The organism is Streptomyces hoynatensis, from assembly GCF_003626535.1.
GTDB lineage: Bacteria > Actinomycetota > Actinomycetes > Streptomycetales > Streptomycetaceae > Streptomyces > Streptomyces hoynatensis.
The window spans coordinates 316979-339000 of the sequence record NZ_RBAL01000001.1; the positions used below are offsets into that span (position 1 = coordinate 316979).

Consider the following 22022-nt stretch of genomic DNA (forward strand, 5'->3'; position numbering starts at 1 on the left):
CTCAGGCCGCCGTGGAGAGGACGCGGCGCTCGCGGAAGGCGAGCCGCGTGGCGTACAGCGTGATCAGGGCGGTGACGAGCAGCGCGGCCAGGGCGAAGGCGACCAGGCCGGGCCAGCCGGCGGCGTGGAAGAGAACCGCGCCGAGGGTGCCCCCCGCGCTCGCGCCGAGGTAGTAGGCCACCTGGTACAGCGCCGACGCCTGGGCCCGGCCGTGGGTGACCGTGCGGCTCACCGAGCCGGAGGCCACCGCGTGCCCGAGGAAGAAGCCGCCGGTGATCAGCACCAGGCCGCCCAGCACGAGCAGCAGGCTGCCCGCCAGGCTCAGCAGCAGCCCGGCCGCGACGGTGCCGATCGCCAGGTACAGCGCCCCGCGCCGCCCCAGGCGCTCCATCACCGGCCCGGTCGCGGCCGAGGAGCCGGTGCCCACCAGGTAGATGACGAAGACCGAGCCCGCCAGCCCCGCCGACAGGTGGAAGGGCGCCTCGGTGAGCCGGAAGCCGACGACCGTGTACACGGCGCTGAACGCCGCCATCAGCAGCATCCCGATCGCGTACAGGCGCAGCAGCAGCGGCCTGGCCAGGTGGTCCTGCACCGTCCGCAGCACCAGCCGCGGGCGCAGCGGGGCCGGGTGGAAGTTGCGCGCCCGGGGCAGCAGCGCCCGGAACGCCACCGCGGAGACCACCGCCATCGCCGCCACCGCGCCCAGCGCCGCGCGCCAGCCGAACGCCTCGGCGACCCAGCCGGTCAGCACCCGGCCGGTCATGCCGCCCACGCTGTTGCCCGCGATGAAGAGGCCGACCGCCCCGACCGTGGCCCGGGCGGGCAGCTCCTCGGAGAGGTACGCGACCGCGGAGGCGGGGACCCCGGCGAGCGCGGCGCCCTGCAGGGCGCGCAGCAGCACCAGCCACGGCAGGCTGGGCGCGAAGGGGATGGCCACCGCGAGTGCCACGGCCACGCCGAGCGAGACGGTCATCGTCTGCCGGCGCCCGAAGCGTTCGGACAGCGTGCTCAGCGGCAGCACCGCCGCCGCCAGCCCGATGGTCGTGGCGGACACCGTCCAGCTCGCCTGGTCGGCGCGGACGCCGAAGCCGCCGGCGAGGTCGGGCAGCAGGGCCTGGGTCGAGAAGAGCAGCGCGAACGTCGCGAGACCCGCGGCGAACAGCGCCAGGTTGATGCGTATCCTCATGCGCGTTCCGCCGGCGGTGGCCGGCAAGGGCTGGGTGGAGGCACCCGCGGTGGCGGGCGCCCCGGGCAAAACGGTGGGCATGCTTCGACCGTAGAACGCCCGGTTTCATGCGTCCAATGCATGAATCTGTCATGATTCATGCGCTGACGCATAAGGAGAGGTGGGCGCCCGGCATGTCATCCCCTCGCAACACACAACGCGAGTCGGTAACACCCGACACCACGCCCCAAGCCGACATCTCGGCCGAGTCCTGGGCGGCGGTGCTGACCCCGCGGCTGGCGCAGTTCGCCGGCGTGGCCAGGCAGGAGCACATCACCCAGGCCGCCCGCGACCTGGGCGTTCCGCAGTCCACGCTCAGCCGGGCGATGGCGCGCCTCGAAGCGGACCTCGGCGTCGCGCTGCTGGCCAGGCACGGCCGCACCGTCTCGCTCACCCCGGCGGGGCACGCGTTCGCCCGCTCCGTGGAACGCGCCCTGGGCGAGGTCGAGCGGGCCGCCGAGTCGGTGCGCGCCGACGCCGACCCGGCCGCGGGCAAGGTGGCCTTCGGCTTCCTGCACACGATGGGCCCGGAGACCGTGCCGGAACTGCTGAGCGCCTTCCGCGCCGACCACCCCAGGGTGCGCTTCGCGCTGGTGCAGAGCTACGGCGAGGACATGATCGAGCGGATGCGGGCGGGCGAGCTCGACCTGTGCCTGACCTCCCCGCTGCCCGACGCGCCCGACCTGGTCAGCCGCCGCCTGGACGAGCAGCGGCTCCACCTCGTCGTCCCGGCGGGCCACCGGCTTGCGGGCCGCCGCAGGGTGCGGCTGGCCGAGGCGGCACAGGAGCCCTTCGTCACCCTGGAGCCCGGCTACGGGCTGCGGCGGCTGACCGAAGTGCTGTGCGAGCAGGCCGGGTTCAGGCCGCGGGTCGCCTTCGAGGGGGAGGAGCCCGAGACGCTGCGCGGCCTGGTCGCGGCCGGCCTCGGGGTCGCGCTGCTGCCGCCGCCCACCGTGCCGCGCCCCGGCGTGCGGGAGCTCGCGGTGACCGCCCCGCGCGCGGTGCGCGAGATCGGGGTGGCCTGGCCGGCGGGCCGCCCCGACACCAGGCCGGTGGCCGACTTCAAGCGGTTCCTGCTGAGCCGCAGAGGCCGGATCACCACCCAGGCCCCGGGCCGGCCGGAGGCGTCCCCGGGCCGGCCGGAGGCGTCCCCGGGCCGGCGGGGCGCGCCGGCCGGCCCGCCGGCGGCGGAATCCGGCTCGCCGGCAGGTGATCTACGCGCGTAGGCGCTAGAGTGCCGCGGGTGACCACCCCACGAGACAATCCGCCCTCGCCGGAGCAGATCCGGCGCGCCCCCAAGGTGCTGCTGCACGACCATCTCGACGGCGGGCTGCGGCCGGCCACCATCGTCGAACTCGCCGCCGAGCAGGGCTACGACCGGCTGCCCGCGACCGAGGCGGGGCCGCTTGGCGACTGGTTCCGGCAGGCCGCGGACTCCGGCTCGCTCGTCCGCTACCTGGAGACCTTCGACCACACCGTCGGCGTGATGCAGACGCCCCAGGCGCTGGCCAGGGTGGCGGCCGAGTGCGTCGAGGACCTGGCCGCCGACGGCGTCGTCTACGCCGAGGTCCGCTACGCCCCCGAGCAGCACGTGCAGCGCGGCCTCGCCCTGGAGGAGGTCGTCGAGGCCGTCAACGAGGGCTTCCGGAGGGGCGAACGGCAGGCCGCCGCGGCCGGGCGCCGCATCCGGGTCGGCGCGCTGCTCACCGCGATGCGGCACGCGGCCCGCGCCCTGGAGATCGCCGAACTCGCCAACCGCTACCGGGACCTGGGCGTCGTCGGCTTCGACATCGCGGGCGCCGAGGCCGGCTTCCCGCCCACCAGGCACCTGGACGCCTTCGAGTACCTCAAGCGCGAGAACAACCACTTCACCATCCACGCGGGCGAGGCCTTCGGCCTGCCCTCCATCTGGCAGGCGCTGCAGTGGTGCGGGGCCGACCGGCTCGGGCACGGCGTGCGCATCATCGACGACATCGACGTCGCGGAGGACGGCTCGGTCAAGCTCGGCCGGCTCGCGGCCTACGTCCGCGACAAGCGCATCCCCCTGGAACTGTGCCCCACCTCCAACCTCCAGACCGGCGCGGCCTCCTCCTACGCCGAGCACCCGATCGGCCTGCTGCGGCGCCTGCAGTTCCGGGCCACCGTGAACACCGACAACCGGCTGATGAGCGCGACCAGCATGAGCGGCGAATTCGCCCACCTGGTCCGGACCTTCCACTACTCGCTCGACGACATGCAGTGGTTCACGGTCAATGCGATGAAGTCCGCGTTCATTCCTTTCGATGAACGTCTGGCGATGATCAACGATGTCATCAAGCCGGGGTACGCCGCCCTGCGTTCCGAATGGCTGTTTGGCGGGGGCGCCGACGCATCCCTCTGACCAGGGGCGACGACGCGAAAGAGGGAAGCGGGGCGGGGCCGGTACGACATGTGGGGCCGGGCGGGTCACGGGCGGCGGCGCGCTTTTCGATTCATTGCGACGGCGACCGGGAAATGGCTACCGTCCCCCTCGCCGCTCGAAACCCGACTCCCCCTCAAGGAACGAAACAACTGATGAAGCAGTCAACCGTGAAGACCCTCGGCGCGGCCGCTCTCGGCGCCGCCTTCGTCGCCGCCGCGGCGGGCTCCGCCTCCGCCGCCCCGCTGTCCTCCGGCGTGCAGTCCACCACGGACGACGTGGTGCACACCCTCCCGGTCCACGAGGCCGCGGACACGCTCCCCGGCCGGAGCGGCGAGGTGGTCGAGACCGGCGCCGACATGCTCTCGGGCGAGTCGAGTGCGCTGCCGGTCGCGGACCAGACGCTGTCGCACACCGCGGCCAACGCCCCCGGCCAGGCCGAGACCCTGCTCGAGCCGGCCACCCAGCTGCTCGGCGGCCTGCCGATCCAGCCCGACGGCCTGGCCGGGCTGCCCGCCTCGGACCTCCTCGGCGGCCTGCACCTCGGCTGAGCGGCACCCCCCACGGCGAGGGCCGTCCTCCCGCCCAGACGGGAGGACGGCCCTCGCACGCGTCGTGGCGGCGGGCGCGGGTCAGCCGCGGCCGGTCAGGGCGGGCGCCGTGCTCTCGTGACGGCCCAGGCCCCAGGCGCAGCGGCGCGTCGCCGACTCCCGGTGCGCCTCGGGCGAGGGCAGCGGGGCCGGCGGCCCGGGCGGCACCGGCCGGGACGGGGGCGCGGCCCGCCGTTCGCCGGGGCAGGAGGCCCGGCAGGTGAAGGAGCGCAGCCGCCGGTAGCACAGCTGGTGGGTGAGGGCGACGCCCAGCGCGTCGAGGATGACCGAGTCCACGTTCGCCACCCGGCTGGGCACCAGCGACTGGCCGAACTCCAGGGCGAGCGAGATCGCCGCCCCGGCGAAGACGGCGTGGACGAGGGAAACGAACCGCGGCCCGCCGAACCGCCGCCCGAGCAGCGGCACCAGCACGCCCAGCGGAGCCAGGCGCAGCATGCCGAGAAAGATGACGCGACCGGCCTCCTCGGGGCCCTGCTCGACGTCCTCCCTGAGGGTGGCGAGCGGTTCCAGGTTGGCCGGGGAGACCCACAGCACATCCAGCGGGCGGAGCGCGAGCCACGCGGTCACCGCCAGGTAGAGCACGAGGAGCAGGAGAGCGGTCATCCGGATGCGTGGACAGACGCCGGGCCCGTGGGGACCCAAGGGATGATGCTGCACGCACGCATGGACGCGGCCCTCCTCGGACCCGGTTCCCTGCTTGGGATGTGACCTGCGTCTACCGTGGGCGCGGGCCGGGGCGTGGGCCGGGCGCCGGTGGCCTCAGGGCTTCTGCCCGACGCCGGGAGGCTGGCCGCTGTCCGGGCTGGTGCGCATGGCGGTGCTGCAGGAGTACGTCCTGGGCTGGCCCCGCGGCTCCCCCGGCGGGCCGCCGAGCACCACGGTCTGGCCGCCGTCCCCGAGCCGCGAGCTGTTGGCGAAGGTGCAGATGATCTGGCCGAGGGCGAAGGCCGGCAGGTCACTGGGCCGCTCGCTCAGCCGCAGCACGCCCGCGGGGTCCCCGGGTATGGGGCCGCTGACGCCGAGGTCCTCGGGCACCGCGCTGCTGAACCCCGCGGCCCGCTCCTCCCGGCGCGGCGTCGCCTCCAGCTCGTCGAGCAGCGCCTCGGCCACGGCGACGCGTTCGCTCACCGCTCCCGCCCGGCCGTCCTCGCCGCTGACCGGCGCGGGGTACTCGATCGCGCGGTGCACCGGGTTCACCTTGGAACCGCAGACGAGGAAGACGTCGGTCTGCTCGGTCCCCTCCGCGGCGGACGGCGCCTCGCAGCTGGCGCGGGTGGGCGCGGGGCCGCCGTCCACCGGAACGTCGGTCGCCCTGATCCCGCAGCCCGCGACGCCGGCCAGGAGCCCGAGGAACAGCCCGCGGGCAGCCTTCGCCCGGAACAGCGCGCTCACCGCTGCTCCTCCCGGTCCACGGCCGCCTCGCGCTCGCCGCGCGCCCTGGGCACGGCCGTGCCCGCGCCCTCGGCACCCGCCCCGGACCCCGGCTCCCCGTCCCGCCGGCCCTGCCCGGCGCCCTCCGCGGGAACGGGGGCCTCGTCCGCGGGCGCGGCCGCACCCGGGGAGGCGGCGGTGCCCGTGGACGAGGCGCGTTCTCCGGACCCGGCCGGCCCCTGGGACACGGCCGGGGCTTCGGGCGTGACCGGGGCTTGTGTCGTTTCGGTTGCGCCGGACGTGGTGGATACGGGGGTGGTGGCCGGTCCTTCCGGCGTGGCGGATTCCGCGGGCCCGGCCGAAAGCGCGGGGGTGGCGGATTCCGGGGCCTCGGACTGTTCCTGCTCCTCGTCCGGCTCGGCGAGCTGGGCGTTCCGCGGCAGGCGCAGCGTGAACACGGCGCCGCCGCCCGGCGCGTTGCTCGCCGTGATGTCGCCGCCGTGCAGGTGGGCGTTCTCCAGGGCGATCGAGAGGCCGAGGCCGCTGCCGTCGGAGCGCGGGCGCGAGGCGCTGGCCTTGTAGAAACGGTCGAAGACGTGCGGCAGCACCTCTTCGGGGATGCCCGGGCCGCGGTCGGCGACCTCCACCAGCATCTCGTGCCCCTGCGGCCCCTGCTCCTCGCGCACTGTCACACGTACGGGGGAACCTCCGTGCTTCAGGGCGTTGCCGATGAGGTTGGCCAGGATGACGTCGAGGCGGCGCGGGTCGAGGCGCGCGATGATCCCGCGCGGCGCGTTGACCTGCACCGCGTCCAGCCAGGCGCGGGCGTCGATGCAGGCGGTCACCTGGTCGGCGACGTCCACGTCGTCCAGCACCATGCGGGCCGTTCCGGCGTCGAAGCGGGTGACCTCCATGAGGTTCTCGACGAGGTCGTTCAGCCGGCGGGTCTCGCTGACGACGAGCTGCACGGCCGGCGCGATCATGGGGTCGAGGTTGTCGACCTCCTCCTCCAGGACCTCGGTCATCGCGGTGATCGCCGTCATCGGGGTGCGCAGCTCGTGGGACATGTCGGCGACGAACCTGCGGCTGGCCGCCTCCCGGTTGCTGAGGTCCTTCACCCGCTCCTCCAGGGAGGCGGCGGCGCTGTTGAAGGTCCTGGCCAGCTGCGCCAGCTCGTCCGCGCCCCGCACCTCGAGGCGGGTGTCGAGCTTGCCCTCGCCGAGGCGCCTGGCCGCGTCGCTCAGCCGCTGGACCGGCCGCAGCACCGTGGAGGCGGCGGCCTGCGCCAGCAGCACCGAGCCGATCACGGCGAGGGCGGTCGCGACACCGAGGGACCAGGCCAGCGAGTTCAGGTCGTCGCGCTCCGCGCCCAGCGAGGTGAGCATGTAACCGGTCGGTCCCGCGTCCTCCTCGTCGATGATCTCGGTGCCGCTGATGAGGAAGGGCTCGCCCTCGCGGGAGATCCGCTGCCAGTACATGTGGTAGTCGGAGGAGACGTCGCCGTTGCCCCGCCGCTCGCGGACCGCCTGGGACAGCGAGCCGGGGACCATTTCGACGTTGAAGACCGAGGGATCGGATTCGGCCGTGCAGGCGGGCTCGGGGCCCTCGTCGTCCACGAGGATGACCTGGTAGTTCAGCGCGTTGTTGGCCACGGCCGCGGCCATGCCGCGCAGGTCGTCGCAGGTGAAGTCCTCGGGCAGGGCGCCGGCGTGGTCGCCGAGCGACTTGCGGAAGTCCTTCAGCGCCGCGTTCTGCGCCCTGGTGAGGACGGCGTCGCGGTTGAGCCAGTAGGCGATGCCGGAGACGGAGACCGCGGCCACCAGGGCCACCAGCGCGAAGACGGTGACGAGCCGCAGCCGCAGGCTGGTCAGGCGCAGCAGGCCGCGCAGCCAGCCGCGTAGCGCGCCGTCGGGGCGTTGACCTGCTCTTTCCTTCACGAAAACGCGTCCAGTTCTCTCACGAGGGCGCGTCCAGCCGGTAGCCCACGCCGCGTACCGTGCGGATCAGCTTGGGGGAGGAGGGCACGTCCTCGACCTTGGCGCGGAGGCGCTGCACGCAGGCGTCCACCAGCCGCGAGTCGCCCAGATAGTCGTGCTCCCACACCAGCCGCAGCAGCTGCTGCCTGGACAGGGCCTGGCCGGGGCGGCGGCTCAGCTCCAGCAGGAGGCGCAGTTCCGTGGGGGTCAGCTGGAGGTCGGTGCCGTTCTTGGTGACGGTCATGGCGGCCCGGTCGATGACGATCGAACCGAAGGTGGCGGAGTCGTTGGACTCGCGCTCGCCGCGCCGCATCACCGCGCGGATACGCGCGTCGAGGACGCGGCCCTGCACCGGCTTGACGACGTAGTCGTCCGCGCCCGATTCGAGGCCGACGACCACGTCGATGTCGTCGCTGCGGGCCGTCAGGAGAATGATCGGGAGCTGATCGGTCCGGCGGATGCGACGGCAGACCTCGAATCCGTCAATGCCGGGCAACATGACGTCCAAGACGATCAGATCCGGCCGCTGCTCACGCAGCTGCCGTAGGCCGTCCTCGCCCGTGGCCGCGGTCACGACGCGGTGACCCTGGCGAGTGAGGCTCATCTCCAGGGCCGTCCGCACTGCCTCGTCGTCCTCGATCAGCAACAGGAAAGCCACGCGGCTCATTGTGTCGTATGGGCCCGCCGAGTTCGACAGTCAGGTCGGGATGGGGCGATCCAGGCGATGTGGGACCCGGCCGCTGTGACACCGCTGTGACAGTTGGGGGACTCCGCCATGAAACTGGAGCGGCAGTGTATTTCCCAGCGAAAGGCCCCGGAGACGGGGTTCCGGACGGCGGAGTACACGAAGGGGGAGCGGGATGAGCGCAATGCACGGCATCACCGACGCAACGACGGTGAGTGGGACGCGCACTGCCACCGCCGTGGTTCCGGTCCGGCGCGGGGAGAAGTCCGGTGCCGCGAACAGGCTTGGGGGTCGTCGCAGCATCGGACACCAGCGTCCGCCGCACCTTGCGGCGGTGGGCGCGACGGTGAAAGGGGGACGCACAGGGGGCGCGCGGCGCGAGGGGGCCACGGAGGCGGAGTTCACCGCCTACGTGCGTGAGCGCCGCGCCTCCCTGTACGCGACCGCCTACCACCTGACGGGCGACCGGTTCGAGGCCGAGGATCTGCTCCAGAGCGCGCTGCTGTCGACGTACCGCGCCTGGGACCGGATCAGCGACAAGGCGGCCGTCGGTGGCTACCTGCGGCGCACCATGACCAACCTGCACATCAGCGCGTGGCGGCGGCGCAAGCTCAGCGAGTACCCGACCGAGGAACTGCCCGAGGCGCCGGGCGAGCAGGACACGATGCGCGGCACCGAACTGCGCACGGTGCTCTGGCAGGCGCTCGCCAGGCTGCCCGAGCAGCAGCGCACGATGCTGGTGCTGCGTTACTACGAGGGGCAGACCGACCCCGAGATCGCGGAGACGCTGAACATAAGCGTCGGCACGGTGAAGAGCAGCATCTGGCGCACCCTGCGCCGACTGCGTGAGGACCGGGCGCTCAGCCTCGGCCAGGACCAGGAAGAAGAGTCCTTCGGCGAGCTGGTCGCCTGACCGGGCGGGACGCCCCGAGCGGACGGCCCGAGGGGGCGGGGCACTCCGGTGCCCCACCGCGCCCGCGGAGGCCGGGAACCGGCCGGGAACCGACCGGGAAACCGGCACCGCGGACGTGGGGAAAGACGGGGGAAACGGGGGAACGGGGGGGGACCCGGGGGGTTTACGGGGATCGGGGGACACGGGGGGGACAGCAGGGGGACGGGGGAGCCGCGCGGGGTTCGGCCGACTGGGGGGTTGGGCCGGACCCCGCGCGTTCTTGTGCCCACGCCAAGACGGCACCGCACCCGCCGCCACGCCCACCACGCCGGCCACGCGCGGGGCGGGCCGCCCACCAGGCCAAGACGCGCCGCGCGCGGCGCCCGGCCCCCACGCGCTTTGCGCGGCGCTCACGCGGCGCTCACGGGGGCGCTCGCCCGTCTGCCGGGGTGCCCGGCCCCTCCCGGCGGTCACGCCCTGTCTCGGCCGGTCACGCACGTGCGGGTGTCCTTCCCCAGGGCGGCCGGCTGCCGGGCGGGGCGTTCCCAGGGCGGTCAGGCGCGGGGCGGGGCGCGCACGCGCTTCGCGTGAGGCCCGCGCCGGTTGTTCAGCGCTCGACCGGGCGCGGGCGCGCGGGCACCCGCAAGGTGCCCGCAGGGTGGCGTGCCCCGGGGATACGACGCGCCCGTAGGGCCCCCCGCACGCCCCCGCGTCGCGGCCCGGGGGGCCTCAGCCGTCCGTGCCCCCAGGCAACCCGCCCGCGAGCAACGCGTCCCCCAGTGGCGAACGGCGGTAGACGACCTCACGGCCGCGCCGCGTGGTGGTCAGCAGCCCGGCGCCGCGCAGGGCGGTGAGGTGCTCGGAGACGGTGCCGGGGGAAAGGCCCAGGCGGGCCGCGAGGCGCGAGGTGCTGCCCGGTTCGGACAGCGTTTCGAGCAGCGCGGCCTTCGTCCTGCCGAGCACGGCGGCCAGCCGGTCCGCGCCGCCGGGCGGCCGCTCCCAGAGCGCGCCGACGCCGCGCGCCGGATAGATCAGCGTCGGCTGCCACGGAGGCACGGTCACCACGCCGATCGCGGGCCAGGCGAACACGCTGGGCACCAGCAACAGGCCACGGGCGTCGAGCCGGGTCCTGATCCGCGCATGGCTGTCGATCACCAGCGTGTCCTCGCCCTCCCGGCCGGCGACCAGGGCAACGCGCGGGTGCAGCTCGGCGAGGACGGCGGCGAAGCCCTCGGCGGCCAGCAGCCGCGCCCGGTGATCGATGTCCGCGGCGAGCACCTCGGCGAGCCGGGGCCACTGGGGCGCGACCAGGCGGGTCCAGGCCAGCTCCATCTGGTCGGCGAGCAGGTCGCGCGCCCGCGCCGGGTCCCGCGGCAGGGAACCCAGGTCGGCGTCCACCATGGCCAGCTCCCTGGCAACCTGTGCCGGCGGCGTGCTCCGCAACTCCGCGAGCTGCGCCTCGGCCGTGGTCTCCCGGCCCTGCGGCGGCGGGCCGAGAAACTCGGTGATGTAGCGCCGCGCGCCCAGCACCCGCGCCAGCTCCGCGAGGGGCAACTCCCGTGCGGTCCCGGCCGCGGCGGCCAGCCAGGGCAGGTGGACGGGGTGCCGGTGCCTGCCGAGCAGCACCCGCAGCGCGCCCAGCGTCTCCTCCAGCGGGGAGACGGCGAACCTGAGCCGCCGCGCCGCGGCCGAGGTGATCAGCAACTCGATCACTCGCCCACCTTCCCTGACCGCCCCCACGGCAGCGCCCGCGCTCGCCAGCGTGATTCGGCTAGACCCGAATCAGTATCCCCGTGCCGGCCCGGGGCGGATAGTGCTCTTATGGCCGCTGAACCCACCAAAGCGCGCAAAACGCCCATCACGGAGGCGTCCACCGTGGAGGCGCCTACCGCCGACGCGCCCCCAGTCGATCGCGGCCCTGCCGATCCACCCGGCACCGAGAAGCCCGCCGCTGAGGGGCGCGCCGCCGAGCCCGCCGCCCGGTCGGCCGGCGAGGAGGCTCACCCGGGACCGGCCGCAACGCGCGTGCCGCTCCGCACCTCGGCGTACTGGCACTGGTCCGCCGGGGTGCAGGCGGGGCGGCTGCCCGCGGCGATGGCTCCGCTCGCCTTCACGACGCTCACCGTCGCCACCACCGGCTCCTATCGGCTCGGCGCGGTGCTGATGTCCGTCTTCGTGGTCGTCCAGACGCTTGGCGCGGTGCCCGCGGGCCGGCTGCTGGACCGCGTCGGACCCGGCCGCGGGGTGCCGGTGCTGGCCACCTGCGCCGCCGTGGCCTTCGGCTGCCTCGCCGGCGCCGCGGCGGCCGGCGCCCCCGCCCCTGTACTGCTCGTGCTGGTCGCCGTGCCCGGAGCGGTCGCCGGCGGGCTGCCCGGCGGATTCCGCGGCCTGCTGGCCCGTCTCGTGGACGACGCGGGGCTGCCGCGTGCCGTGTCGGTGGACGCGATGCTCGTGGACGCCGTGCTGATCACCGGGCCGGTGCTGGTGGCGTTCCTGGCGGCGGCCGGTACATTCCTCCCGATTCTCGCGATGGCGGGCTCCTTCCTGGTCTGCGGTCTGCTGATGGCCGCCCTGCCGGGCCGCCACGTGCGGCCCGCAACCGGCCCCGGCCACTCGCGGCCCCGGCTCCCCCTGCGGGCCGCCGCCCCCTGGCTCGGCTGCCAGTTCGCCGTCGGCCACGTCCTGTCCACGGTCGAGGTCTCCCCGCTCGCCTACGCCCAGCGGCTCGGCGCGGGCGAGGCGGGTGCCGCGCTCATCATCGCCACACTGTGCGGGTCGAGCATCGTGGGCGGTGCCCTCTTCGCCTGGCGTGGCCGCCCCGCGGCCGGCTGCGCCGCCGCCTTCCTCGGCTGCTTCCTCGCCGGCTCGCTCGTGCTCACGGCCCAGGGCCGCTGGGCCGGACTCGTCGCCGCGGTCGTCCTCATCGGCGGCTGCACCGGGCCACTCCTCACCGTCGCCTCCCTCCAGATCCAGCGGCTGCTGCCGCCGGGCCGCCGCGCCGAGGGCTTCTCGGTCTCCTTCGTCGTCCAGGGCACCGGCTTCGGCCTCGGCTCCCTGGCCATCGGCGCACTCTCCCTTCCCGTCGCCGCGCTCCTCGCGGCGACGACCGCCGCCCTGGCCTGCGCCGGAGTGCTCAGGCGCACCCGCCGGGGCGCACCACCCCTTCCCGAGCCCGCCGGACCGGAGATAGCCTCCACGCCGTGAGGTGAACTCCCGTGGCGCGTCGCCCCGATGCGCCACTTCCCGCAGCGCCGCGCGAGCCCGCGCCCTCCCGGCGCGCCCCGGGGCCGTCATCCGGCCACGGCCGGTCCCGCCTGCCAGGAGAGTTCACCCATGCCGGAACCGAACCCCGACCTTGCCACTCCCGAACCGCCCGCGCCCCACCTCCTCGCTGCCGCGCATCCCGCCGAACCGCCCGCCGCGCCGCTTCTCGCGGCGATCTCCGAGCCCGCGAACCCGGCCGGCTGGATTGCCGGGCTGCGCGACGAACCCGCCGTGCTGGGCCTCGTCCTCAGCGGCTCCCAGGCCCACGCGGGGATGCCGACCCCGCACTCGGACCACGATCTGCACGTCATCACCGCCGACGAGGCCCCCGCCTGGCTGACCGCGCTGGACGGCTTCCGCAGCCCGCACCTCGACCTCGTCGTCATGCCCCTCGCGGCCTTCCGCCGCCGCGCCCTGCCGGGCGACGAGTACGGCTGGGCCCGCTACGCCTACGTCCACGCGCGGCTCCTTTTCGACCGGTTGGGCGGCACGATCGGCGAACTCCTCGACCGCAAGCGGACGCTGAGCCCCGCCGAGGCGCGGCGGCACGCCGACGGCCACCTCGACGCCTACCTCAACCAGACCTACCGCTCCCTCAAGAGCCACCGCGACGGCCGCCCCGAACTCGCCCACCTCGACGCCGCCGAAAGCCTCCCCTTCCTCCTCGAATCGCTCTTCGCCCTGCACCGGCGGGTCAGGCCGTACAACAAATACCTGGAGTGGGAGCTCAGCAGGCACCCACTCGGCGCCCCCACCTGGCAGGCCGGCACCCTCCTCCCGCGGCTGCGCCGCATCCTGGCCACCGGTGAACCGGCCGCCCAGCGTGCCCTGTTCGCCGATGTGGAACGGCTGGCGCGGGCCCGTGGCCACGGCGAGATCCTCGACTCCTGGGGCACCGACCTCCTGTTGCTGCGCCCGCCGTCCCGGCCGGACCGCGAGAGCCCCTGACCTCGGAGGCCGGCGGAACTCTGGATCCCCCGGGCCACCGGACGCGCCGCGCCGCCCGCCCCCGGAGCCGTCGATGCCCCGAGTCCGTGGCCACCACGGCGGATCCGAGACGGAGGCGCTGAGGCGGCAGGGAGGCCGCGCCCGCGGACCGCGTTCCCCGCGGCGCGGGTCGCGGGCGCCGCCTCCCGGCGCAGTCCGCCGCTGGATCGGCTCAGTCCGCCGTGCGTCCGGCGCAGAGCGCGTCGTCGATGAGGGTGCGGACCCCCGCGTCCACCGCATCCTGCCGGGCGGTGTCGGCTGCGTCGTAGCTGTTGACCGAGACCGTCACCGCGCGGTCGCCGTCCACCGTGATACCGTCCTCGCTCTCATAGCCGAGGGCGTTGCCGCCGTGGTGCCAGTAGAAGCCGCCGCAGCTCAGCGGGGTGGTCTCGATGCCGAGGCCGTAGCCCCGCCCCGGCTCGCCGGGTATCGGGTGGGTGTGCAGCATCTCCGCCAACTCGGGGCCCTCCAGCAGCCGCCCGCCTATCAGGGCGCCGAAGAACCGGTTGATGTCCCGGGGAGTGGAGATCAGCGCGCCCGAGGCGTCGGCCGCCGTCGCGTTGAACAGCGTGGTGTCGACCGTGCGGCCGTCCTCCTCGTAGGTGTGGTACCCGTGCACGGCGGGTGGCGGGAGCACGGGATCGTCCCCGGGCGCGTAGGTGCCCGTCAGCCCCAGCGGGCGGATGATCCGGTCGCGTACTTCCTCCTCCCACGAGTGGCCGGTGACCCGCTCGATGATCAGGCCGGCCAGGATGTAGTTGGTGTTCGAGTAGGCCCAGTCGGTCCCCGGCTCGAAGCGCGGCGGCAGGCGCATCGCCCCGGCCACCAGCTCCTCGGCCTCGTAGTGGCGGAAGCGGTGCGCGTAGTACTCGGCCGCGGAGTAACCGGCAGGGAACACCTCCCTCACGCTCGTGTAGTTGGGCAGGCCGCTGGTGTGCTGGAGGAGCTGCCGGATGGTGATGCGGCTGCCGTCGTTGCCGTTGCCCGAGACCAGGCCGGGCAGCCGGCTCTCCACGGTGTCGTCGAGCGACAGCCGTCCCTCGCCCACCAGTTGGAGGACGACAGTGGCGATGAAGGTCTTCGTGGTGCTGCCCGCCCGGTAGTGCGCCTCCGGGAACACCGGAGCCCCGGTGCGCAGGTCGGCCGTGCCGCTGTGGGCGGTCTGCGTGCCCGACGGGGTGTCGAGTACGGCGGCCACTCCCACGGCCCCCGCCGCGTGAAGTGCCGCGGCATCACGCTGCAGGAGGCCGGGCCCTGGCGCCGCCGCGGCCGACAGACCGGAGGCGAGCACGGCGGCGGCTCCGAGGGCGGCACCGAGGGCCGCCAGGCGCCGCCTCATCGCGTCCCCCGGCAGAGCACGGTGTCCATCAGCTGCCGCAGCGCCGCCTCGGCCCGCAGCAACTGCTCGTCGTCCTCCGTCTTGCCGCTCGCGTTGATCACGATGCTGCGCCGCCCGTCCTCGGTGACGCCCTCCCTGACGGTCGCCCCCGCCAGGTCGCCGCCGTGCCCCCAGCGGTGGCCGCCGCAGGACAGCGGCTCCCGCATCAGCCCGAGCCCGTAGGTGAGGCCGGGGAAGGCGATCTCGAAGTCCGGGTCGACGGGCACGGTGTCGCGCATCTCGGCCAGCTCGCGCGGTGGCAGCAGCCTGCCGTCGAGCAGCGCCGTGAAGAACCGGTCGAGGTCCCGCTCCGTGGTGACGAGAGCGCCGGCCGCGTCGGCCCAGGACATCGAGCGGATCGTCGTGTCCGTCCACTCCGGCGCCCCGGCGAAGTGGTGGTAGGTGTGCAGGTAGGGCTCGGGCAGGGAGGGATCGTCCCCCGGCGCGTAGGTGCCCGCCAGGCCGAGCGGCTCGATGATGCGCTCGGTGACCGCCGTGGCCCAGTCCTGCCCGGTGACCCGCTGGATGATCAACCCGGCCAGGATGTAGTTGGGGTTGGAGTATCCCCAGTCGGGCGCGGGGTCTCCCGGGGCGGCCGGCGGGAAGTCGGGCGCGCTGCCCATGGCGCCCGCCACCAGCTGCCAGGGGCTGACCTGGTCGAACCTGTGCTCCTCGAAGGCGGCGGCGTCGTCTCCCACGTCGTCGGCATAGTCGTAGTTGTGGATGCCGCTGGTCTGCTGGAGCAGATTGCGGATGGTGATGCGGCTGCCGTCGTTTCCGTTGCCCGTGACGACGCCGGGCAGCCATTGCTCCACCGTGTCGTCGAGCGAGAGGCGCCCCTCGGCGGCGAGCTGGAGCACGACCGTCGCCACGAACGGCTTGGTCGCACTGCCGGCCCGCAGGCTCGCCCCGGCCGGAACCTCGCGGCCCGTCCCGAGCTCCGCCTCTCCCGCCTGGGCGCGCGACCGATGCCGACCGTCGCGGACTTCGACGGACAGGCCGACGAACCCTCCGTCCCGCAGGGCCCGTTCCACCTCCTGCCGCAGCTGCTCCGCCGTCAGCGGGGCCGTGGCGGACGGGGCCGCGGCCGCTGCCGCGGCGGCCGGGACTACCGAGCCGCCCCCGGCGAGCACGGCGGCCGCCGCCATCGCGGTGGCCGAAGCACGTAACCGGCGAATTCGCACCGATGTGTTGGTCATGCCCCATAGTCCATCAAAAGGGGCCAGTGGTTCCTATGGGGTCAGCCTCCGTCTTCAACTGAGGACAACCCCAGTACCATTTCGCCGGCTCGGCCACCCTCACTGCGGGAATCCCGAGGCGCAGCCGACCGCAAGGCACCCAGGCCGCGACCCCGCGCGCACGGCCGCGGCCGCCCGGCGCGGACCGTCCGGGCACCGCGGCGCCCGGCGGCTCAGCGGCCCTTGACCCAGGGCGATGGACGCCCCGCGGCGGCGTCGTGGGCGAGCAGCGCTGCCTGCACCCTGTTGCCCACGTCGAGGGCGAGGAGTATCCGGCTGACGTGCGCCTTCACCGTGCTCTCCCGCATCCCGAGCGCCGCCGCGATCTCGGCGTTCGTCCGGCCGTCGGCCACCAGCGCCAGCACGTCTCGCTCCCGTGGCGTCAGCCGGTTCAGGCGGTCCCTGGCCGCCTCGGCCTGCGGGCGTGCCACCAGGTGGTAGCGGTCGATCACCCGCCGGGCGGCGGCCGGGTGCAGCATGGCCGACCCCGCGGCCACCAAGTGCACCGAGCGGAGGATCTCCGCAGGGTCGCTGTCCTTGAGCAGGAAGCCGTCGGCGCCCGCGGCGAGCGCGTTGTAGACGTACTCGTCCAGGTCGAAGGTGGTCAGCGTGATCACTCGCGGCGGGTGGGGGAGCGCGCGCAGCCTGGCGGTGGCGGCGATGCCGTCGAGGCGCGGCATCCGCACGTCCACCAGGGCCACGTCCACCCGGTGCGCCATCGCCCGCTCCACCGCCTGGAGGCCGTCGGCGGCCTGGGCGACCAACTCGATGCCGGGATCGGACTCCAGCAGATCGGCGAGGCCGAGGCGGACGAGCGCGTCGTCGTCCACGATCATCGTGCGGATCACGGACGCCTCCCCTTCCCGGTGGAGTGGCACTCGCGCCGCTCGCGACCGCCGGCGTCGCCGCAGGTCTCAGGGTCGGGCACGGCCCCGGGCGGCGGGCCGGGGACGAGGGGCAGGCGGGCCGAGACGCGCCAGGCCCCGTCCCCGGAGGGGCCCGCCTCGAGTTCGCCCCCGAGGGCCCGCACCCGCTCCCCGAGGCCGATCAGCCCGTAGCCGGAGCGCACTGCCGCGCCCTCGCCCCCCGCGGCATTGGTGACCTCCACACGGGTGGCCGGAGCGCCGTACCGCACCCTGACGTGCACCGCTGCCTCGGGGGCGTGCTTGCGCGCGTTGGTGACCGCCTCCTGTACCACCCGGAACACCGCGAGCCGGTGGGCGGCGGGCGCCCCCGCCGCATCGCCGCCGAGATCGGCCACCACCCGCTGCCCGGCCTCGCGGGCCGCGTCCAGCAGTTCGTCCACCTCCCGCAGGGCGGGCGCGCGCGAGTCTCCGCGCGCCGTGGAGTCACGCAACGCACCCAGGACGTCCCGCAGGTCGGCGAGCGCGTCGGTGGAGGCCGTCCGCAGCAGCCTGACCCGGTCCGCCACCACCGGCGGCAACTGCTCGGCGCGGGTGGCGAGCACGCCGCTGTGCAGGGCTATCAGGCTCAGCCGGTGCGCCAGCACGTCGTGCATCTCCGCCGCGATCGCCGTCCGCTCCGAACTGCGCGCCGCGCTCTCCCGCAGCTCGCGCTCGCGGTGCAGGTGTTCCATCTGCCGGGCGAGGGCGTCGGCGAGCCTGCGGCTGCTGCTCGCCCACAGCCCGAGCGCGAGGGCGACGATCAGCAGCCCGCACGGCCCGTAGGTGCGGGGCGCCCACAGGCTCAACGGCGGCTGCACCAGCGCGTTGACGCCGAGCGCCAGGGCCGTGGACGAGGCGGCGATCTTCACCTTGCCGAGGGCCGTGAGGTGGAAGGAGACGAGGAGCAGCGGCAGCATCGCGCCGAAGCAGCCCCCCGCGGCCACCGCGAGCGCGGTCACCGGCAGCGGCCGGCGGTGCCGCAGCGGAAGGGCGCAGCCCGCGACGAGCGAGGCCACGACGTCCGGGCTGGTGAACCTCCCCCCGGTGGCCACGCTCGCCTCGGGCACGGACACGAAGCAGACGACCACCACCAGAACCGTCTCCACCCACCAGGGCCACCGCGCGTCGTGCCTTGCCACCCGGCCGATGGTAGGGGCCCGGGCGGCCCGCCACCCCCTACTTTCGTCGGGGGTGAAGGCCGCACATCGTCCGGGGCCGCGCGCGTGCCCCGTCCCTAGCGTCGGCACCATGCCGAGCATCACCCTGGGCGGCCCGCACGGGACGTTCCTCGCCGAGTCCTTCCGAAGCTTCCGCGCCACCGGCGCCATCGCCCCGAGCGGCCGCCGGCTCGCCATGGCCCTCGCCGCACCGCTGGGTGGCGCGGGCGGCGCGGGACCGCTGCGGGTCCTGGAGGCAGGCGCCGGCACCGGGGCGGTCACCCGCGAGCTGATCGAACGGCTCCCGCCCGGTGGGGAACTGGACCTGGTGGAGGCCAACCCGAGGTTCGAGACCTGCCTGCGCGAGCTGGTCGCGCGGGCCACCGCGCGCGGCCGGGCAGGCGCCGGAGCCGTCAGGACCCATCTCGCGCTCATCGAGGAGTTCACGGCCTCCGCGCCGGACGCCGGGTACGACGTCATCGTCTCCGGGCTGCCCTTCACCAACTTCGCCCCCGGGCGTGTCGCGGCGATCATGGACGAGTACCTGCGGCTGCTGCGCCCCGGCGGCGAGCTGACGTTCTTCGCGTACGCCGGCACGCGCGCCGTTCGCGCCCTTTTCGCCTCCCGCGCCGAGGCCGCCAGGCACCGCTCGGTGGAGGCGGTGCTGGCCGGCTACCGGCGTCGTTTCCCCGCGGACATCAGGATGACCTGGGGCAACATCCCGCCGGCCCGGGTGTGGCGGCTGAGGCCGGAACCCCCGGAACCCGCCGCGGCTTTGGCCGGGCCCCGCTCGGGCCGGCGCGTCGGCGTGGCCGCCGGGCGAGCCGGCGGCCGCCGGTGAGCCGCGGACGGTGCAGCGCACAGGCGGCGGGTCGGTGCCCCGGGGCCGGCCGGCGGGCCGCGGCCGAGCAGCGCGCGGCCGACCAGCGCGCGGCCCGATCAGCGCGCGGTCAGGCCGGCGCGGCGCGGTCAGGCCGCCGCGCCGCCGTCACCGGTGCACCGTGGCGCACCGTGAGCCGCGGCGCGGCCGTTCACAGTCCCGTCGTGTGCCAGACGGTCTTGGTTTCGAGAAACGCGGTCAGGCGGCGAGTGCCCGGGTCGCGCGACCAGTCCTCGGGCCCGCGCGGGCGGTGGACGCGCTTGAGGGTCTCGGCGGCCGCGGCCTCCAGGTCCGTCGCCAACTCGGCGGCGGCTCCGGTGAGATCCAGCGCGTTGACGTCCCGGTGGGCGGCCAGGTGCGGGCCGAGTTCCGCCGGGTCGCCGGACAGGATGTTCACCACCCCGGGCGGCAGGTCGGAGGTGGCCAGGACCTCGGCCAGGGTGAGCGCGGGCAGCGGTGCGTCCCGGCTCGTGACGAGCACCGCCGTGTTGCCGGTGGCGATCGCGGGCGCCAGCACCGAGACCAGGCCCAGCAGGCTGGAGTCCTGGGGCGCGAGGAGGGCGACGACGCCGGTGGGCTCGGGAGCCGAGAGGTTGAAGTAGGGCCCGGCCACGGGGTTGGCCGCGCCGGCCACCTGGCTGATCTTGTCGGTCCAGCCCGCGTACCAGACCCAGCGGTCGATGGCGGCCTGCACCTGCGTGCGGGCCTGTGCCGGGGTGAGGCCGCCCGCGGCGGCCACTTCGTGCTGGAACTGGTCGATGCGGCCGTGGAGCATCTCGGCGATGCGGTACAGGATCTGGCCGCGGTTGTAGGCGGTCGCCCCCGACCAGCCGGGGAAGGCCTTGCGCGCCGCCACCACCGCGTCCCGCGCGTCCTTGCGCGAGGCCAGCGGCGCGTTCGCCAGCCGGCGCCCGTCCTTGTCGGTCACCGGGTAGACCCGTCCGCTCTCCGAGCGGGGGAACGCGCCCCCGATGAACAACTTGTACGTCTTGAGAACGCCAAGTGCTTCCGTACGCCCCGGGGCGTGCGCCGCATCGTGCAGGAGGGGAGTGCGCGACGCCTGACCGGCGCCCGGTTCTCCGGCGGCACCAGGGGAGTGCGGCGCGTGCGAGGTCCCGGAGCCGCCCGGCGACTCGGCGGAGGCCGAGGCATCCCGCGTCGCGGCGGCGGTCGCGGGCTGCGCGGCCTCGTCTCGTTCCACGGCCTGTTCCTGCCCCTTCTCCCGCCCCTGCGGCGCCCCCTTCCGGGCGTTCTCCCCCGGCGTCTCCCCGCCTGCTGCCCCCGCCTGCACCGCCTTTGCCGCCCTTGCCTCCGTCGTCTTCACCTTCTTCTCGTTCTTGTCCTTCTTGTCGCTCTTCTCGTTCCTCGCCTTCTCCCCGGTCCCGCCGCGCCGCGCCGCCTCGCCGGCCCCCTGGGCCTTCCCGGCCTTGCGGGGCGTGCCGGTGGCGGCACCGGCGCGAGTCGTGCCGCCCGCGCCGGTCCGCGGCTTCCCGCCGCGCGTGGGGCCGGCGGCGCGCGCCGCGTCCGTGCCGCGACCGGTGCTCGCGGCGTCGCCGCCGGTGGGGTGCTCGGGCACCTCAGGCATCTCAGACATCGAGGTAGGGCTCCAGTCCGTGTCGGCCGCCTTCCCGGCCGAAGCCGGACTCCTGATAGCCGCCGAAGGGCGAGGTCGGATCGAACTTGTTGAAGGTGTTGGACCAGATGACGCCGGCCCGCAGCCGCTGGGCCATCCACAGCATCCGCGAGCCCTTCTCCGTCCAGATGCCGGCCGAAAGCCCGTAGGGCGTGTTGTTGGCCTTGACCACCGCCTCCTGGGGCGTGCGGAAGGTCAGCACCGACAGCACCGGGCCGAAGATCTCCTCCCGCGCGATCCGGTGCGAGCCCGACACGTTCGTGAACACCGTGGGCGCGAACCAGTAGCCGCGCCCCGGCAGTTCACACTCGGGCGCCCACCGCTGCGCCCCCTCGGCCTCGCCCGCGCCGGCCAGCTCCTCGATGCGCGCCAGCTGGGCGGCCGAGTTGATCGCGCCGATGTCCGTGTTCTTGTCCAGCGGGTCGCCCACCCGCAGGGTGGCCATGCGTTCCCGCAGGGCGGCCAGCAACTCGTCGGCGACGGACTCCTGCACCAGCAGCCGCGAACCGGCGCAGCACACGTGGCCCTGGTTGAAGAAGATCCCGTTCACCACGCCCTCGACGGCCTGGTCGAGCGCCGCGTCCTCGAAGACGATGTTCGCCCCCTTGCCGCCGAGTTCGAGGGTCAGCCTCCGCCCCGTGCCCGCCAGCTGCCGTGCGATCTCGCGCCCGACCTGGGTGGAGCCGGTGAACGCCACCTTGTCCACCCCGGCGTGCGCCACCAGCGCGGCCCCCGTGGAACCGTCCCCGGTGACGATGTTGACCACCCCGGCAGGCAGCCCCGCCTCCTGGCAGATCTCGGCGAAGCGCAGCGCCGTCAGCGGAGTGGTCTCGGCGGGCTTCAGCACTACCGTGTTGCCGCAGGCCAGGGCCGGGGCGATCTTCCAGGCCAGCATCAGCAGCGGGAAGTTCCACGGGATGATCTGCCCGGCCACGCCCACCGGCCGCGGGCTCGGGCCGAACCCGGCGTAGGCGAGCTTGTCCGCCCAGCCCGCGTAGTAGAAGAAGTGCGCGGCGGCCAGCGGCAGGTCCACGTCCCGCGACTCGCGGATCGGCTTGCCGTTGTCCAGCGACTCCAGCACCGCCAGCTCCCTGGCGTGCTCCTGCAACAACCGCGCCAGGCGGAACAGGTACTTCGCCCGCTCCGCACCCGGCAGCCCGGACCAGGCGGGCAGCGCCGCCCTGGCCGCGGCCACCGCCGCGTCCACGTCCGCGGGACCGCCCTGCGCGACCTCGGACAGCACCTCTTCCGAGGCCGGATTGACCGTCTTGAACGCCGCTCCCGCCGCCGCGGGCCGCCACTGCCCGCCGATGAACAGCCCGTACGAAGGGGCGATGTCCACGATCGCCCGCGACTCGGGCGCGGCAGCGTATTCCAGCAACACCAGCAAAACCCCTGTTCTCTTTCGACCGCGCGGCTCCC

At 74.7% G+C, this 22022-nt stretch carries 18 protein-coding genes and 1 pseudogene; 7 read left to right on the forward strand and 12 right to left on the reverse strand.

Annotated elements, in window-relative coordinates:
* Position 1: 1 nt before the first annotated feature.
* On the reverse strand, positions 2–1267 hold the full coding sequence (locus D7294_RS01410) for an MFS transporter (protein WP_120674532.1): 1266 nt from the start codon (positions 1265–1267) through the stop codon (positions 2–4).
* Positions 1268–1359: 92 nt separating this feature from the next.
* Between D7294_RS01410 and D7294_RS01415 the strand changes: the two genes are divergently transcribed.
* The 3 genes from D7294_RS01415 to D7294_RS01425 all read left to right on the forward strand — a co-directional run bounded on the left by D7294_RS01415 (position 1360) and on the right by D7294_RS01425 (position 4174).
* On the forward strand, positions 1360–2451 hold the full coding sequence (locus D7294_RS01415; RefSeq protein ID WP_120674534.1) for a LysR family transcriptional regulator: 1092 nt from the start codon (positions 1360–1362) through the stop codon (positions 2449–2451).
* Positions 2452–2468: 17 nt separating this feature from the next.
* Positions 2469–3605, forward strand: a complete 1137-nt coding sequence (locus D7294_RS01420) for an adenosine deaminase (protein ID WP_120674536.1) — start codon at positions 2469–2471, stop codon at positions 3603–3605.
* Positions 3606–3778: 173 nt separating this feature from the next.
* Positions 3779–4174: an ATP-binding protein gene (locus D7294_RS01425; RefSeq protein ID WP_120674538.1), complete on the forward strand. Its 396-nt coding sequence runs from the start codon at positions 3779–3781 to the stop codon at positions 4172–4174.
* Between the two features lie 81 nt (positions 4175–4255).
* Here D7294_RS01425 and D7294_RS01430 read toward each other — a convergent pair whose 3' ends face one another.
* From D7294_RS01430 to D7294_RS01445, 4 genes and pseudogenes are all read right to left on the reverse strand, one after another.
* A complete protein-coding gene (locus D7294_RS01430; RefSeq protein WP_120674540.1) occupies positions 4256–4837 on the reverse strand; it encodes a VanZ family protein in 582 nt (193 codons plus the stop codon).
* Between the two features lie 156 nt (positions 4838–4993).
* Entirely contained in the window at positions 4994–5626 is a 633-nt protein-coding gene (locus D7294_RS01435) for a hypothetical protein (RefSeq protein WP_241562020.1), read from the reverse strand.
* A gap of 317 nt (positions 5627–5943) precedes the next feature.
* Positions 5944–7542 (reverse strand): annotated as a pseudogene (locus D7294_RS01440) (ATP-binding protein); the annotation flags it as partial.
* A 19-nt stretch (positions 7543–7561) separates the two neighbouring features.
* The gene (locus D7294_RS01445; RefSeq protein WP_174248240.1) at positions 7562–8239 is read right to left on the reverse strand and encodes a response regulator transcription factor; all 678 of its coding nucleotides are present in this window, start codon (positions 8237–8239) and stop codon (positions 7562–7564) included.
* 202 nt (positions 8240–8441) lie between these two features.
* Between D7294_RS01445 and D7294_RS01450 the strand changes: the two genes are divergently transcribed.
* On the forward strand, positions 8442–9179 hold the full coding sequence (locus D7294_RS01450; RefSeq protein ID WP_174248241.1) for a SigE family RNA polymerase sigma factor: 738 nt from the start codon (positions 8442–8444) through the stop codon (positions 9177–9179).
* Positions 9180–9887: 708 nt separating this feature from the next.
* Here D7294_RS01450 and D7294_RS01455 read toward each other — a convergent pair.
* Entirely contained in the window at positions 9888–10871 is a 984-nt protein-coding gene (locus D7294_RS01455; protein WP_120674544.1) for an ArsR/SmtB family transcription factor, read from the reverse strand.
* Between the two features lie 312 nt (positions 10872–11183).
* Here D7294_RS01455 and D7294_RS01460 point away from each other — a divergent pair, with 312 nt between their 5' ends.
* Both D7294_RS01460 and D7294_RS01465 read left to right on the forward strand, forming a co-directional pair.
* Complete coding sequence (locus D7294_RS01460; RefSeq protein WP_120674546.1) at positions 11184–12362, forward strand: MFS transporter; 1179 nt, start codon at positions 11184–11186, stop codon at positions 12360–12362.
* 129 nt (positions 12363–12491) lie between these two features.
* Positions 12492–13370, forward strand: coding sequence for a hypothetical protein (locus tag D7294_RS01465; RefSeq protein ID WP_241562022.1), 879 nt, complete (start codon positions 12492–12494; stop codon positions 13368–13370).
* A gap of 211 nt (positions 13371–13581) precedes the next feature.
* On the opposite strand, the gene D7294_RS01470 is transcribed toward D7294_RS01465, so the two are convergent.
* The 4 genes from D7294_RS01470 to D7294_RS01485 form a co-directional block, all read right to left on the reverse strand.
* Positions 13582–14748 carry a serine hydrolase domain-containing protein gene (locus tag D7294_RS01470; RefSeq protein WP_120674548.1) on the reverse strand — a complete coding sequence of 389 codons (1167 nt, stop codon included), beginning with the start codon at positions 14746–14748 and terminating at the stop codon, positions 13582–13584.
* Positions 14745–15986 carry a serine hydrolase domain-containing protein gene (locus D7294_RS01475; RefSeq protein ID WP_120674550.1) on the reverse strand — a complete coding sequence of 414 codons (1242 nt, stop codon included), beginning with the start codon at positions 15984–15986 and terminating at the stop codon, positions 14745–14747. Before D7294_RS01475 ends, D7294_RS01470 begins: the two co-directional genes overlap by 4 nt.
* A gap of 212 nt (positions 15987–16198) precedes the next feature.
* Positions 16199–16873: a response regulator gene (locus D7294_RS01480; protein WP_120674552.1), complete on the reverse strand. Its 675-nt coding sequence runs from the start codon at positions 16871–16873 to the stop codon at positions 16199–16201.
* Positions 16870–18069, reverse strand: coding sequence for a sensor histidine kinase (locus tag D7294_RS01485; protein ID WP_241562024.1), 1200 nt, complete (start codon positions 18067–18069; stop codon positions 16870–16872). The genes D7294_RS01480 and D7294_RS01485 overlap by 4 nt, the downstream gene beginning before the upstream one ends.
* Positions 18070–18178: 109 nt before the next feature.
* On the opposite strand from D7294_RS01485, the gene D7294_RS01490 reads away from it, so the two are divergent.
* Positions 18179–18928 (forward strand): class I SAM-dependent methyltransferase, encoded by a 750-nt coding sequence (locus D7294_RS01490; protein ID WP_120674554.1) that lies wholly within the window; start codon positions 18179–18181, stop codon positions 18926–18928.
* A 190-nt stretch (positions 18929–19118) separates the two neighbouring features.
* On the opposite strand, the gene D7294_RS32730 is transcribed toward D7294_RS01490, so the two are convergent.
* Together D7294_RS32730 and D7294_RS01500 are read right to left on the reverse strand one after the other, a co-directional pair.
* Positions 19119–20009 (reverse strand): aldehyde dehydrogenase family protein, encoded by an 891-nt coding sequence (locus D7294_RS32730; RefSeq protein WP_120675246.1) that lies wholly within the window; start codon positions 20007–20009, stop codon positions 19119–19121.
* Positions 20010–20553: 544 nt separating this feature from the next.
* Positions 20554–21984: an aldehyde dehydrogenase family protein gene (locus D7294_RS01500; protein ID WP_120675248.1), complete on the reverse strand. Its 1431-nt coding sequence runs from the start codon at positions 21982–21984 to the stop codon at positions 20554–20556.
* Positions 21985–22022: the final 38 nt, after the last annotated feature.